The 12530-nt window shown below is 69.5% G+C and carries 15 protein-coding genes; 6 read left to right on the top strand and 9 right to left on the bottom strand.

Going from position 1 to position 12530, the window contains the following annotated elements:
• Positions 1 to 9 precede the first annotated feature (9 nt).
• The 4 genes from FHY05_RS19370 to ykgO form a co-directional block, all read right to left on the bottom strand.
• On the bottom strand, positions 10 to 387 hold the full coding sequence (locus FHY05_RS19370; protein WP_183946079.1) for a DUF4440 domain-containing protein: 378 nt from the start codon (positions 385 to 387) through the stop codon (positions 10 to 12).
• Positions 388 to 454: 67 nt separating this feature from the next.
• Positions 455 to 1366 carry an EamA family transporter gene (locus tag FHY05_RS19365; RefSeq protein WP_183946078.1) on the bottom strand — a complete coding sequence of 304 codons (912 nt, stop codon included), beginning with the start codon at positions 1364 to 1366 and terminating at the stop codon, positions 455 to 457.
• Positions 1367 to 1368: 2 nt separating this feature from the next.
• Positions 1369 to 1995, bottom strand: a complete 627-nt coding sequence (locus FHY05_RS19360; RefSeq protein WP_183946077.1) for an HAD family phosphatase — start codon at positions 1993 to 1995, stop codon at positions 1369 to 1371.
• A gap of 8 nt (positions 1996 to 2003) precedes the next feature.
• Positions 2004 to 2129, bottom strand: coding sequence for a type B 50S ribosomal protein L36 (gene ykgO, locus FHY05_RS19355; RefSeq protein WP_003046794.1), 126 nt, complete (start codon positions 2127 to 2129; stop codon positions 2004 to 2006).
• Between the two features lie 345 nt (positions 2130 to 2474).
• On the opposite strand from ykgO, the gene FHY05_RS19350 reads away from it, so the two are divergent.
• Together FHY05_RS19350 and FHY05_RS19345 are read left to right on the top strand one after the other, a co-directional pair.
• Positions 2475 to 3074 carry a DUF4136 domain-containing protein gene (locus FHY05_RS19350; protein ID WP_183946076.1) on the top strand — a complete coding sequence of 200 codons (600 nt, stop codon included), beginning with the start codon at positions 2475 to 2477 and terminating at the stop codon, positions 3072 to 3074.
• Positions 3071 to 4192 carry a carboxypeptidase family protein gene (locus tag FHY05_RS19345; protein ID WP_183946075.1) on the top strand — a complete coding sequence of 374 codons (1122 nt, stop codon included), beginning with the start codon at positions 3071 to 3073 and terminating at the stop codon, positions 4190 to 4192. Before FHY05_RS19350 ends, FHY05_RS19345 begins: the two co-directional genes overlap by 4 nt.
• A gap of 160 nt (positions 4193 to 4352) precedes the next feature.
• Here the strand turns inward: FHY05_RS19345 and FHY05_RS19340 are convergent, their stop codons facing one another.
• Complete coding sequence (locus tag FHY05_RS19340) at positions 4353 to 4505, bottom strand: hypothetical protein (protein WP_183946074.1); 153 nt, start codon at positions 4503 to 4505, stop codon at positions 4353 to 4355.
• Between the two features lie 140 nt (positions 4506 to 4645).
• Positions 4646 to 6115, bottom strand: a complete 1470-nt coding sequence (pyk, locus tag FHY05_RS19335; RefSeq protein WP_183946073.1) for a pyruvate kinase — start codon at positions 6113 to 6115, stop codon at positions 4646 to 4648.
• Positions 6116 to 6183: 68 nt separating this feature from the next.
• Between pyk and FHY05_RS19330 the strand changes: the two genes are divergently transcribed.
• The 3 genes from FHY05_RS19330 to FHY05_RS19320 all read left to right on the top strand — a co-directional run bounded on the left by FHY05_RS19330 (position 6184) and on the right by FHY05_RS19320 (position 8254).
• A complete protein-coding gene (locus FHY05_RS19330) occupies positions 6184 to 6483 on the top strand; it encodes a DUF1244 domain-containing protein (RefSeq protein ID WP_409321848.1) in 300 nt (99 codons plus the stop codon).
• A gap of 380 nt (positions 6484 to 6863) precedes the next feature.
• Positions 6864 to 7478, top strand: coding sequence for a 30S ribosomal protein S4 (gene rpsD / locus FHY05_RS19325; protein ID WP_183924538.1), 615 nt, complete (start codon positions 6864 to 6866; stop codon positions 7476 to 7478).
• Between the two features lie 272 nt (positions 7479 to 7750).
• Complete coding sequence (locus FHY05_RS19320) at positions 7751 to 8254, top strand: pyridoxamine 5'-phosphate oxidase family protein (RefSeq protein ID WP_183946071.1); 504 nt, start codon at positions 7751 to 7753, stop codon at positions 8252 to 8254.
• 206 nt (positions 8255 to 8460) lie between these two features.
• Here FHY05_RS19320 and glnA read toward each other — a convergent pair whose 3' ends face one another.
• Together glnA and FHY05_RS19310 are read right to left on the bottom strand one after the other, a co-directional pair.
• On the bottom strand, positions 8461 to 9873 hold the full coding sequence (glnA, locus tag FHY05_RS19315) for a type I glutamate--ammonia ligase (protein WP_183946070.1): 1413 nt from the start codon (positions 9871 to 9873) through the stop codon (positions 8461 to 8463).
• Positions 9874 to 9963: 90 nt separating this feature from the next.
• Entirely contained in the window at positions 9964 to 10302 is a 339-nt protein-coding gene (locus FHY05_RS19310) for a P-II family nitrogen regulator (protein ID WP_183946069.1), read from the bottom strand.
• A 215-nt stretch (positions 10303 to 10517) separates the two neighbouring features.
• On the opposite strand from FHY05_RS19310, the gene FHY05_RS19305 reads away from it, so the two are divergent.
• A complete protein-coding gene (locus tag FHY05_RS19305) occupies positions 10518 to 11606 on the top strand; it encodes a CAP domain-containing protein (RefSeq protein WP_183946068.1) in 1089 nt (362 codons plus the stop codon).
• A gap of 57 nt (positions 11607 to 11663) precedes the next feature.
• Here the strand turns inward: FHY05_RS19305 and map are convergent, their stop codons facing one another.
• Complete coding sequence (gene map / locus FHY05_RS19300) at positions 11664 to 12488, bottom strand: type I methionyl aminopeptidase (protein WP_183921634.1); 825 nt, start codon at positions 12486 to 12488, stop codon at positions 11664 to 11666.
• Between the last annotated feature and the right edge of the window lie 42 nt (positions 12489 to 12530).

The following is a 12530-nucleotide window of genomic DNA, read 5'->3' as shown; positions in this document are numbered from 1 at the left end:
ACCGACACCTCACTCCGCCTCGAGCTGCGCCTCCGCCACCAGCGGCGGAGTCTGCTGGTGCTGCACCACCGTCCAGCGCTCGTGCTCGATGCGGCGATAGGTCGAGGTGCAGTGCGCGACATAGGTCTCTCCCCCACTCTTTGACGCCTCGACCTTATAGGCCACCACGATCAGCCCCTCCTGCGGGCGCACGATGCGCTGGTCGCTGAAGCGGACCTCGTCCCAGCGCGGCGTCCGGCTCACCGCCTCCACCGCCGCGTCGCTCTCGAGCACATAGGGCGGCTGCGGCACCACCATCAGCGCCGACTCGTCGATCGACTCGCGATAGTGTTCCGCGTCGGCGGTCCACAGGCTCTCCTCGAACGCCCACACGCGACCGTCTTCCATGCTAGCTGCTCCCGTGACTGTGCCGCCATCAAGCGAGACGGGCGCGGGATCGTTCCGTCGCCGCGGCTCAGCCCGCCGCGCCGCGCCGCCACGGATAGCCGCTGACGCGCGGCCACAGCAGGTTGAGCGCGAGCCCGCCGAGCACCAACGCGGCGGCGAGCAGCTTCCATCCCGGCAGCGGCTCACCGAGCAGCAGCGCCGAGGTGCCCATGCCGAACACCGGCACCAGCATCGCGCTCGGCGTGATCGTCGCGGCGGGATGACGCGCCAGCAGCCAGCCCCAGGCGGCGTAGCCGAACAGGGTGTTGCCGACCGCCTGCCACACCACCGCGGCCCACACGGCCGGGCCGGCGCGGTGCACCGCCTCCACGATCGGGGCCGCGCCCTCGAGCAGCAGCGCGGCGGCGACCAGCGGCGGCACCGCGAAGGCGCTCGACCAGACGACGAAGCCGAGCATGTCGGTGGTGCCGCTCGCCCTGGCGACCTGGTTGCCGCCCGCCCAGCTGATCGCCGCCGCGATCGTCAGCGCGATCCCCAGCGGGGTGGCGGCACGGTCGTTGTGGACGAGGATGGTCAGGATGCCCGCGCTCGCCAGCACCAGGGCGCCGAGCTGATAGGCGCGGACGCGCTCGCCGCTCAGCGCGATCGCGAGGCCGATGGTGAAGAACACCTGGCTCTGCACCACCAGGCTCGCCAGGCCGGGCGAGATCCAGCCGTCCATGGCGAGGAACAGCAGCCCGAACTGTCCCGCGCCGATCAGCAGCCCATAGGCGGCGAGCGAGCGCCACGTCACCTTGGGGCGCGGCACGAACAGCGCGGGCAGGAAGGCGAGCGCGAAGCGGCAGGCGGCGAAGGCGAGCGGCGGCAGCACGTCGAGCGCGGCGCGGATCACGACGAAATTGGTGCCCCACACCGCCACGACGGCGAGCGCGAGCAGCAGGTGGCGCGGCGGTACCGCGCCCGATACCGACGCGGCCATGCTCAGCCGAGCAGGCCGAGCGCGGTCAGCTCGGCGCGCAGCGCGTCCGCACCGGCGAACAGGTGCGAGCGGATGCCGAGCGCACGGGCGGCGAGGACGTTCGCTTCGTTGTCGTCGACGAAGAAGGCCTGGTCGGCGGCGAGCGCGAAGCGGCGCAGCGCGAGGTGAAAGATCGCCGGGTCGGGCTTCACCACGCGCTCGTCGCCCGAGACGACGATGTCGCGGAAGCGGTCGAACAGCGCCGCCTCCCGCGCGCGGAACGGCGCGAAGAACTCGCCCGAGAAGTTGGTGATCGCGAATAGCGGCACGCCGCGCGCATCGAGTTCCTCGACCAGCGCGGGCATGCCGGGGATCGGCCCGGGGATCTGCTCGCCGAAGCGCGGACCCCAGAGCGCGATCATCTCGGCGTGCTGCGGGTGCAGCGCGGCGAGCTCGGCACTGGTCTCGGCGAAAGGCCGGCCGGCGTCATGCTGGAAATGCCACTCGCGCGTGGCGACGTCGCGCAGGAACGAGTCGAGCGCCCGCTCGTCGTCGAACAGGCGCCCGTACAGCGCGCGCGGGTCCCAGTCGTAGAGGACGTGCCCGACGTCGAAGATGACCGCCGTCGGGGCGCGGGCCGCCGACGTCACGTCAGGGCTCAGCCCTGGCGCGCCTTGAAGCGGCGATTGGTCTTGTTGATCACGTAGGTGCGGCCGCGGCGACGGATCACGCGATTGTCGCGGTGGCGGTCCTTGAGCGACTTGAGGCTGTTGCGGATCTTCATGGCGATGGCGCTTCTGTCGAGAGAATAGGGAAAGCGCGCCGCCTAGTGAGCGGGGGGTGGAAAGTCAACCGAGTCGGGGGCGCGGCGACCCGAGCCTCCCCGCATGGCCAGGAGGGGGACCGCCCGCCACAGCCGAGCGGTGGAGAGGCTCTCCGCGCCGCGCAGCGCTTGTGGAAGCGCCGCTCCACCACCGCGCTGACGCGCGATGGTCCCTTCCCGAGCGGAAGGGGGACGGTGCTCACGGAATGAGCGTCGCGCTCGATCCGGCGATCGCCCCCCGCCCCGCGGAGCTTGCGACGCGCTGCGGCGTTGCTATGGCGCAACGATCGTTTCGAAGGATGTGTCATGCGTCGTGTCGTCCTCGTCCTTCTCGCCGCCGCGCCGCTGGCGGCATGCGCCACCGGGCCGCAGCGCTTCCCGGTCGAGGCGACTCGCTTCCACTATGACGCGGTGGCCGAGCGCGGCACCGTCAGCGTCGAGCCGCTCCAGGGCGCGGGCTCGCCCAGCCTCGAGTACAAGACCTATGCCGCCGCGGTGGAGGCCGAGCTGCTGCGCAACGGCTTCACCAGCCCCGCGCCCGGCACCGCCGCGCAATATATCGCCACCGTGGGCTTCACCCGCACCGACCGGCCGCTGCCGCCGCGCAGCTCGCCCGTGCAGATCGGGCTCGGCGGCGGCGGCTTCTCCGGCGGGCGGCGCGGCGGCACGGGGCTGGGCGGCGGCGTCAGCTTCCCGCTCGGCGGCGCACGCGAGCGCATCGGCGTGGTGACCGAGCTGGCGGTGCGGCTGCGGCGCGGCCCCAACGCGATCTGGGAGGGCCAGGCGCAGTCGCTCACCGACACCACTGCCCCCGACGCGGACGCCAATGCCGTCGCCACGCGGCTCGCCGCGGCGCTGTTCAAGGACTTTCCCGGCGAGTCCGGGCGCACGATCGAGGTGAAATGACGCTACAGATCAACGCCGCCTTCGATGGCGGCAATATCCGCCTGATCGAGCTCAGCGGCGAGGGGGACGACTGGACCTGCGATCTCGAGATCGTGCGCGACCATCAGTCCGACTTCTACCAATGGTTCTACTTCCGCGCCGCCGGCCTGCGCGGCAAGCGAGTGACCTTCCGCATCGTCAACGCGGGGCAGTCGGCCTATCCGTTCGGCTGGCCCGGCTATCGCACGCGCGCCTCGACGGATCTGGCGGCGTGGCGGATGATCGACACGCGCTACGACGGCGGTGTGCTCACCTTCGACTGGACCGGCAGCGGCGACCTCGCCTGGTTCGCCTATTTCGCCCCCTTCACGATGGAGATGCACGCGCGGCTGGTGGCGCGGATCGCGGCTCGCCCCGGCGTGACCCACCGCGAGCTGGGTACCACGCTTGACGGCCAGGCGATCGATTATTTCCGTGTCGGCAGCGGCGCCAAGCAGGTGTGGCTCTACGGTCGCCAGCACCCCGGCGAGTCGATGACCGAGTTCTGGATGGAGGGCGCGCTCGACTGGCTCACCAGCGACGCCGCCGCGCCGCTGCTGGGGGCGGCGACGGTCCATGTCGTGCCGAACATGAACCCCGACGGCACGCGCCGCGGCCACCTGCGCACCAACGCCGCGGGGGTGAACCTCAACCGCGAGTGGCATGCGCCCAGTCCGGAGCGCAGCCCCGAGGTGCTGTGCGTCCTGCGCGAGATGGACCGCACGGGCGTGACCTTCGCGATGGACGTCCACGGCGACGAGGCGATCCCGGCGAACTTCATCGCTGGCTTCGAGGGCATCCCCTCCTGGACCGACGCGCACGGCGCCAAATTCTACGACTTCGGCCGGCGGCTGGCGGCGCACAGCCGCGATTTCCAGACCGAGCTCGGCTATGAGCGTTCGGCGCCCGGCAAGGCCAATCTGTCGATGTCGACCAACCAGCTCGCCGAGCGCTTCGGCGCGGTCTCGGTGACGCTCGAGATGCCGTTCAAGGACCACGACCCCAACCCCGACGCCGCGTTCGGCTGGAGCCCCGAGCGCAGCCGCGCTTTGGGCGTGTCGTGCCTCGAGGTGGTCGCGGAGATGATCGACGGGTTGTGAGCGGCGGCGCTCACTTATCCTCGCCTGCAAGGGGAGGTGGCAGGCCGAAGACCTGACAAAGGGGGTGAACCGGCTCGCATCGAGAGCCCAGTTCACCGGCGTCGGCACCCCCCGGTCGCGCTACGCGCGCCACCTTCACTCATGTAAAAGGATCTTGGCCTCATCGCGCCGAGCGGCGGTGCAGCTCGCCTTCCAGCTCGCCGATGTAGCGGCGCAGCGAGCCGGCGGAGACCGGATCGGTCACCATCGCGGCGGTGCGGCGCGCGCGCGCCAGTTCGGTGCGCACGAGCTCGTGCGTCGCCTCGCGTAACATTCTTGCTGCTTCCCCACCCCGTTCGCGCGCTTCATGCGCGAGGGGTCGTCCGGGCTATTGGATGAAAGTGCCGTGCCCGCGTGATCCGCGCCGAATTGGACAAAATCGACGCGGATCACGGCCTCATCACGCGCGGCGGCTCACGCGCGAGGATAATCCTTCAACTCGTCGCCGATGATGCGCACCACGTGGAGCACGTTGGTCGAGCCGGGCGTGCGGAACGGCACACCCGCCATGACGATCACGCGGTCACCCGCCTGCGCGATGCCCTGGCGCAGCGCGATCCGCTTCGCCTTGGCGACCATCTCCTCGAAGGACTCGACGTCGCGCGTGACGACGTTGTGCGTGCCCCACAGCAGCCCGAGCCGCCGCGCGGTCTCGCGCTTGGGGGTGAGCACCAGGATCGGCACCGAGGGTCGCTCGCGCGCGATGCGGCGCGCGGTCGAACCCGAGCTGGTGAAGCAGATGATCGCCGCCGCGGACACCGTCGCGGCGATGTTCTTGGCCGATTCCGCCAGCGCGTCGGCGGTGGTGGGGTCGGGCCGCGTGACGGTGAAGTGGATCCGGTCGCCGTGCATCGGGTCGCGCTCCACCGCGTCGCCGATCGCGTTCATCATCGCCACCGACTCGACCGGCCAGTCGCCCGCCGCGCTCTCGGCCGAGAGCATGATCGCGTCGGCGCCGTCGTAGATCGCAGTGGCGACGTCGGAGACCTCGGCGCGGGTCGGCGACGGGCTCTTGATCATCGACTCGAGCATCTGCGTCGCTACCACGACCGGACGGCCCATCCGCCGCGCGGTCTCGACGATGCGCTTCTGCAGCGGCGGGACCGACTGCGGCGGCAGCTCGACGCCGAGGTCGCCGCGCGCGACCATGACGCCGTCGCACGCGTCGACGAGTTCCTCGAGCCGCTCGATCGCCGCCGGCTTCTCGATCTTGGCGAGCAGCGCCGCCTTGCCCTCGATCAGCTTGCGCGCCTCGGCGAGGTCCTCGGGACGTTGGACGAACGACAAGGCGATCCAGTCGACGCCCTGCTCGAGCGCGAAGGTGAGGTCGGAGCGGTCCTTCTCCGTCAGTGCCGCCATCGGAACGACCACGTCGGGGACGTTGAGCCCCTTGTTGTCGCTCAGCGGGCCGCCGATCTCGACAGTGGTGACGATACGGTTCTCGTCGTGGTCGGTGACACGCAGCACCAATTTGCCGTCGTCGAGCAGCAACCGCGCGCCGGGCTCGATCGCGGCGAAGATCTCGCGGTGCGGCAGCCGCACGCGCGTCGCGTCGCCCGGCGTCGGATCATGGTCGAGCGTGAAGGTGCTGCCATGCTCCAGCATCACCCGCCCGCCGGCGAACTTGCCGACGCGCAGCTTCGGCCCCTGCAGATCCGCCAGGATCGTGGAGGGTCGCTTGAACTTCTCCTCCAGCGCGCGGATCGAGCGGATGATCTGCGCCTTGGAGGCCTGATCGCCGTGGCTCATGTTGATGCGGAACGCGTCCGCCCCCGCCTGGAACAGCGTGGCGATCATCTCGGGCGAGTCGCTCGCCGGACCTAGCGTGGCGAGTACGCGGACCTTGCGCGAGCGCGGGGCGATCGTATCGGATGTCTCGGTCACATGCGCCTTCCTGCTTTGCCGCGGACGCCTTAGCGACTAACGCGCCCGGATCAAATCCGGAGATGCAGATGGATCAGCGCGACCCCCTCGACACGCTCGACGACGCGACCGCCGCGGCGGCGTTCCGGCGCCTGGTGCGCCACCTGCGCCACCGCACCGACGCGCAGAACGTCGACCTGATGGGGCTGGCGGGCTTCTGCCGCAACTGCCTGTCGGACTGGGTCGGTGAGGCCGGCGGGCTGCCCAAGGACGCCGCGCGCGAGGCGATCTACGGCATGCCCTACGCCGAGTGGAAGGATCGCCACCAGCACGAGGCCAGCCCCGAGCAGCTGGCGCGGATGAAGGAGAGCGTCGCGCGCAACGCATGATCGGCGGAGCCAGACGACAGCCACTCGGTCATTCTCCCCTGCACCGGGAGGTGGCAGGCCGAAGGCCTGACGATTGGGTGTCGGCGATGGTGAGTGCCGGTGGACGTCGCCGATCGGGTCACCCCTGCGGCAGCGCTGACGCGCTGCCACCGTCCCCGTTGCAAGGGGGGGGATCGACGAGCCGCCTCTATCGTCGACGCAGCCTTCCTGCCGCGCGCGAAGCGCCATGAACTTGACTTCGTGGCCCCGCCCCGCTACCCGCGCCGCTTCGCAATCGCCCCCGCACCCCGGTGAAGCGGCGGGCCTGCGCTTTCCACCTCGTGGATCACGCGGCGCGATGACCGGGACCAACGTTGTACGCCATTGCTTAGGAATATCTGATGTCGAAGCGCAGCAGCGCCAAGTACAAGCTCGACCGTCGTCTCGGCGAGAACATCTGGGGCCGGCCGAAGAGCCCGGTCAACAAGCGCGAGTACGGCCCGGGCCAGCACGGTCAGCGCCGCAAGGGCAAGATGTCGGACTTCGGCATCCAGCTGCGCGCCAAGCAGAAGCTCAAGGGCTATTACGGCGACGTCACCGAGAAGCAGTTCCGTCACGCGTATGAGGAGGCGTCGCGCATGAAGGGCGACACCTCGCAGAACCTCATCGGCCTGCTCGAGCGCCGCCTCGACGCGATCGTGTATCGCGCCAAGTTCGCGCCGACGATCTGGGCCGCGCGCCAGCTGGTCAGCCACGGCCACGTCCGCGTCAACGGCGTGAAGTGCAACATCGCGTCGCGTCGGTGCGACGTCGGCGACGAGATCACGCTCGGCACCAAGGCGCAGGAGATGGCGCTGGTGCTCGAGGCGCAGCAGCTCGCCGAGCGCGAGGTGCCCGATTACGTCGCGCCCGACGGCGCCGCGAAGGTGTCCTTCATCCGCGTGCCGACGCTGGACGAGGTGCCCTATCCGGTGAAGATGGAGCCGAACCTGGTCGTCGAGTTCTACTCGCGCTGACCTGACCCAATCCGTCGCCCCGGCATCGCCGGGGTGGCGCGGGAGGGCCGTCGCCTTCCCCGAGGACCCCGGCCGCGTGCCGGGGTTTTTACGTTGCGCCCGGCTTCGGGGTCACGTGCTCCGGCGAACGCCGGCGCCCACGGCCGCAGGCGTGGCGCTGGTGGCTCTGGGCCCCTGCGTGCGCAGGAGCACGCGCCCGCGCAGCGCGGCGCGCCTCCCGCAACCAACCCGACGCGCTCTCGTTCTCCGTCCACATCGACAGGAGACCCAAGATGGCGGACGCCAACACCGACCCGACCAAGCTCAAGCACGACCTGTGGCAGAAGATGGCGGACAGCCCGTTCGTCATGGTCGGCCCGGCGGACGGCTCGGCGCACAGCGAACCGCTCACCGCGCAGCTCGACGAGGATCAGGTCGACACGCTCTTCTTCTTCGTCGGCAAAGACAATCGGCTCGCCGGCGGCGGGCGCGTGATGGCGCAGTACGTGTCCAAGGGGCATGACTTCTTCGCCTGCATGGACGGGCAGGCGCGCATCGACAACGATCCCGCGCTGATCGACAAGCTCTGGAACAAGCAGGCCGAGGCCTGGTTTCCGGGCGGCCGTGAGGACCCCAACCTGGCGCTGCTGCGAGTCGACGTCGACAGCGCCGAGCTGTGGGAGAGCGACATCTCGCTCTCGGGGCGCGTGAAGATGCTGTTCGGCGGCACGATCAAGGCGAGCGAGTCGGGCAGCCACGCCAAGGTGGCGACGACGGCGGAGAACTCGCCGGCGTGAGCGTGAGATCCTCCGCGGCACGGCGAGCTGGCAGCGCGAAGTACTGACGGAGGGGGCTCTTCGCTCACGAGGCCTCTCGTTTGAGGCCGCCCCCTCCACCACTCGCTTCGCGAGCGGTCCCGCTCCCCGCGAGCAGGGAGGATTCAACGAGAAAGGGCGCCCGGTTCGCACCGGGCGCCCTTCTCGCGTCAGCCGCTCGGCGTGGCTTACGCGCTGTAGTACATGTCGTACTCGACCGGGCTCGGGGTCATCTCCCAGCGCGCCACGTCCTGCCACTGCAGCTCGACATAGGCCTCGATCTGGTCCTTGGTGAACACGTCGCCCTTCAGCAGGAAGTCGTGATCGGCCATCAGCGAGTCGAGCGCCTCGCGCAGCGACGCGCAGACCGTCGGCACCTGCGCCAGCTCGGCCGGCGGCAGGTCGTACAGGTTCTTGTCCATCGCCTCGCCGGGGTGGATCTTGTTCTGGATCCCGTCGAGACCCGCCATCAGCAGCGCGGCATAGGCCAGGTAGGGGTTCGCCATCGCGTCGGGGAAGCGAACCTCGACGCGCTTGCTCTTCGGGCCGGTGCCGTACGGGATGCGGCACGAGGCCGAGCGGTTGCGCGCCGAATAGGCGAGCAGCACCGGCGCCTCGTAGCCCGGCACCAGCCGCTTGTAGCTGTTGGTGGTCGGGTTGGTGAAAGCGTTGATCGCCTTGGCATGCTTGATGATGCCGCCGATGAAATAGAGGCAGGTGTCGGACAGGCCGGCATAGCCGTTGCCCGCGAACAGCGGCTCCTTGCCGTTCCAGATCGAGAAGTGCGTGTGCATGCCCGAGCCGTTATCTTCCTTGATCGGCTTGGGCATGAAGGTGGCCGACTTGCCATAGGCATGCGCGACCTGGTGCACGACGTACTTGTAGATCTGCATGCGATCGGCGGTGGTGGTCAGCGTGCCGAAGGTCAGCCCCAGCTCGTGCTGCGCCGCGGCCACCTCATGGTGGTGCTTGTCGCACGGCAGGCCCATCTCGATCATGGTCGAGACCATCTCGCCGCGGATGTCGACCGCCGAGTCGACCGGCGCGACCGGGAAGTAGCCGCCCTTGGCGCGCGGGCGGTGCGCGAGGTTGCCGCCCTCATACTCGCGGCCGGTGTTGGTCGGCAGCTCGATGTCGTCGATCTTGAAGTAGCTGGTGTTGTAGCTGGTCTCGAAGCGCACGTCGTCGAACATGAAGAACTCGGCCTCGGGGCCGACATAGACGGTGTCGCCGATCCCGGTGGTGGCGACATAGGCCTCGGCGCGCTTGGCGGTGGTGCGCGGGTCGCGGCTATAGCCCTCGCCGGTCGACGGCTCGACGATGTCGCAGAACACGATCAGCATCGGCGTCGCCGAGAAGGGATCGGTGTAGACCGCGTCGAGGTCGGGCTTGAGGATCATGTCCGACTCGTTGATCGCCTTCCAGCCGGCGATCGAGGACCCGTCGAACATCAGGCCGTCGGTCCACTCGTCCTCGCCCATCACCGAGGCGACCATGGTGAGGTGCTGCCACTTGCCCTTGGGGTCGGTGAAGCGCAGGTCGACCCACTCGATCTCCTCGTCCTTGATCTTCTGCAGAACGTCTGCGGCCGTGTTCGCCATGATGCTTCTCTCTCTCGCAGGTGCGCTCCCCGAACGTTGCCGGGGCGCGCGGTAACAGGGACGTCCCGACGCGCGGGGACGACGGGCAGGTCAGATCGCGTCGTTGTCGCGCTCGCCGGTGCGGATGCGCAGCGCGGTCTCGACCGGGATCACGAAGATCTTGCCGTCGCCGATCCGGCCGGTCTGCGCCGCGGTGGCGATCGCCTCGACCACGCGCTCGGCGAGACCGTCCTCGACGACCACCTCGAGCTTCACCTTGGGCAGGAAGTCGACGACATATTCGGCGCCGCGATACAGCTCGGTATGGCCCTTCTGCCGGCCGAAGCCCTTGGCCTCGGTCACGGTAATGCCGCTGACGCCGATCTCGTGCAGCGCCTCCTTCACCTCATCCAGCTTGAACGGCTTGATGATCGCCTCGATCTTCTTCACGCGATTGACGCCCCACCTCGGATGAAAGACCGATACCCCGCGAGGTACCTTGCACCGACCGTGCCAGCCGCGGACGCTGAGGGCAACCCAGCGCGGCGACCGGCCGGACGGGCGGTGCGGCTGCCCGAAAAGCGGGCAGCCGACCAAGGGGTGCCGCCGCTTTGAGCAACAAGCCACTGGCCAATTTGTTAAAAGTCGCGGATTTATAGGGCGGTATGCGTATCTTCCGGTCGTCCTGGATCCTCGGCGTGTCGTCCTTCTCGCTGCTGCTCGGCGGCTGCGGCGGCGATGGTGGTGGCGGCGGCACGGCGAGCACTCCCGCCGCCGTGGTGGTGACGCCGGCTCCCGCCCCCTCGCCGACGCCCAGCCCCGCGCCGCAGCCGACTCCGACCCCCACGCCGGTCGCGGTCGATCCCTCGTCCGCCGCGGCGACCGGCAGCTGGGCGGCGCGCGCCGCGGCCCTTTTCACCACTCAGCCCGATGTGCCCAATTGCCGCGCGGGCGTGCTGGCCGATAGCGTGCGCGCCGACGTGCTCGCGCGGCTCAACGCGATCCGCGCGCTCCACCGCCTGCCCGCGGTAGGCTATTCCAGCGCCGACGACGAGCAGGCGACCCAGGCGGCGCTGATGATGGCGGCCAACGGCCAGCTCACCCACACGCCCCCCGCCGACTGGAAATGCTACACCGACACCGGCTCGACCGGTGCGGGAACGAGCAACCTCTACGGCGGCCTGATCTCGCCCTATCTCGCTTACTACACCGAGGACATGTACCTCGGCGGCTGGCTCACCGAGACGACCAACCTGGTCGCCAACAACGTCGGCCACCGCCGCTGGATGCTCGACCCCTTCCTGGGCAAGATCAGCTACGGTCGCGTCGCGCAGGTGCTCGCCGACGGCAGCCGCACCGACGCGGCGGCGATGAAGGTGGTCGCGTTCAACGGCGGAGTCACGGTACCGGGCGGGCTGCCGCCGTACGTAGCCTATCCGTACGGCGAGTATCCGGCGCGCTATTTCGATCCCGCCGCACTGTTGTCGTTCTCGGTGATCGCCGACACGACGCGGCGCGGCGGCGCCAACGCGCAGGTCGATTTCTCGAAGGCGACGGTGCGGGTGGCGAACGGCGACACGGCGCTGACGGTGTCGAACATCAGCTTCGACAACACCGGTTACGGCGTGCCCAACAATATCCAGTTCGCGGTGGCGGGGCTGGCCAACGGGGTCACCTATACGGTGACGATCGCCGACGTCTCGGTGCGCGGTCAGGCGCAGAGCTACAGCTACACCTTCCGGATCGTGCCGTAACGCGACTCCTCATCCTGCCCTTGCGGGGGAGGATCGATCCCGCCGCCGGCTCGCCGGTCAGTACGGCGGCTTGTCCAGCCCGGCGGGCGAGCAGGTGAAGATCTCGCAGCCGTCCTCGGTGATGCCGATCGAATGCTCGAACTGCGCCGAGAGCGAGCGGTCGCGCGTCACCGCGGTCCAGCCGTCCTCCAGCAGCTTCACGTCGGGCCGGCCGATGTTGATCATCGGCTCGATCGTGAAGATCATGCCGGGGCGCAGCTCCACCCCCGTCCCCGGCCGCCCGACATGCACCACTTCGGGTGCGTCGTGGAACAGCCGGCCGAGGCCGTGGCCGCAGAAGTCGCGCACCACGCCGTAGCGGTTCGACTCGGCGTGGCGCTGGATCGCGTGCGCCACGTCACCCATGTGGTTGCCGGGACGCGCCTGCTCGATCCCCAGCATGAGGCACTCGTACGTCACCTCGACCAGCCGCTTCGCCTTCAGCGGCACGTCGCCGATCAGGTACATGCGGCTCGAGTCACCGTGCCAGCCGTCCACGATCGGGGTCACGTCGACGTTGACGATGTCCCCCGACTTCAGCGGCTTGTCCGCGGGGATGCCGTGGCAGACGACGTGGTTGATCGAGATGCAGGTGCTATGCGCGTAGCCGCGATAGCCGAGCGTCGCGGGCACGCCGCCGCCGGCCAGGATGAAGTCGTAGATCAGCCGGTCGAGCGCCGCGGTGGTGACGCCGGGCACCATGTGCGGCACCAGCATGTCGAGCGTCTCGGCGGCGAGCCGCCCGGCCTTGTGCATGCCGTCGAAGGCATCGCGCCCGTGCAGCTTGATCGCGCCGGTGCGCCCGTGCGGCGCGTCGCTGGTGACGGTGACATAATCGGTCATCGCGGCGATATAGCGTGGCGAGGGGGCGAATGCGAGGCTATG

The sequence above is a fragment of the Sphingomonas sp. BK580 genome (assembly GCF_014194975.1).
In the GTDB taxonomy this organism is placed as follows: Bacteria; Pseudomonadota; Alphaproteobacteria; order Sphingomonadales; family Sphingomonadaceae; genus Sphingomonas.
Note: the sequence above shows the minus strand (reverse complement) of the source record. Positions and strands in the feature narration are given on the sequence as shown.

What these genes read in the sequence shown, in the direction of transcription:
- FHY05_RS19370 (WP_183946079.1), bottom strand. Translation starts at nt 387, where the DNA reads ATGGAAGACGGTCGCGTGTGGGCGTTCGAGGAGAGCCTGTGGACCGCC.
- FHY05_RS19365 (WP_183946078.1), bottom strand. Translation starts at nt 1,366, where the DNA reads ATGGCCGCGTCGGTATCGGGCGCGGTACCGCCGCGCCACCTGCTGCTC.
- ykgO (WP_003046794.1), bottom strand. Translation starts at nt 2,129, where the DNA reads ATGAAGATCCGCAACAGCCTCAAGTCGCTCAAGGACCGCCACCGCGAC.
- FHY05_RS19350 (WP_183946076.1), top strand. Translation starts at nt 2,475, where the DNA reads ATGCGTCGTGTCGTCCTCGTCCTTCTCGCCGCCGCGCCGCTGGCGGCA.
- FHY05_RS19345 (WP_183946075.1), top strand. Translation starts at nt 3,071, where the DNA reads ATGACGCTACAGATCAACGCCGCCTTCGATGGCGGCAATATCCGCCTG.
- FHY05_RS19340 (WP_183946074.1), bottom strand. Translation starts at nt 4,505, where the DNA reads ATGTTACGCGAGGCGACGCACGAGCTCGTGCGCACCGAACTGGCGCGC.
- FHY05_RS19330 (WP_409321848.1), top strand. Translation starts at nt 6,184, where the DNA reads ATGGATCAGCGCGACCCCCTCGACACGCTCGACGACGCGACCGCCGCG.
- rpsD (WP_183924538.1), top strand. Translation starts at nt 6,864, where the DNA reads ATGTCGAAGCGCAGCAGCGCCAAGTACAAGCTCGACCGTCGTCTCGGC.
- FHY05_RS19320 (WP_183946071.1), top strand. Translation starts at nt 7,751, where the DNA reads ATGGCGGACGCCAACACCGACCCGACCAAGCTCAAGCACGACCTGTGG.
- glnA (WP_183946070.1), bottom strand. Translation starts at nt 9,873, where the DNA reads ATGGCGAACACGGCCGCAGACGTTCTGCAGAAGATCAAGGACGAGGAG.
- FHY05_RS19305 (WP_183946068.1), top strand. Translation starts at nt 10,518, where the DNA reads ATGCGTATCTTCCGGTCGTCCTGGATCCTCGGCGTGTCGTCCTTCTCG.
- map (WP_183921634.1), bottom strand. Translation starts at nt 12,488, where the DNA reads ATGACCGATTATGTCACCGTCACCAGCGACGCGCCGCACGGGCGCACC.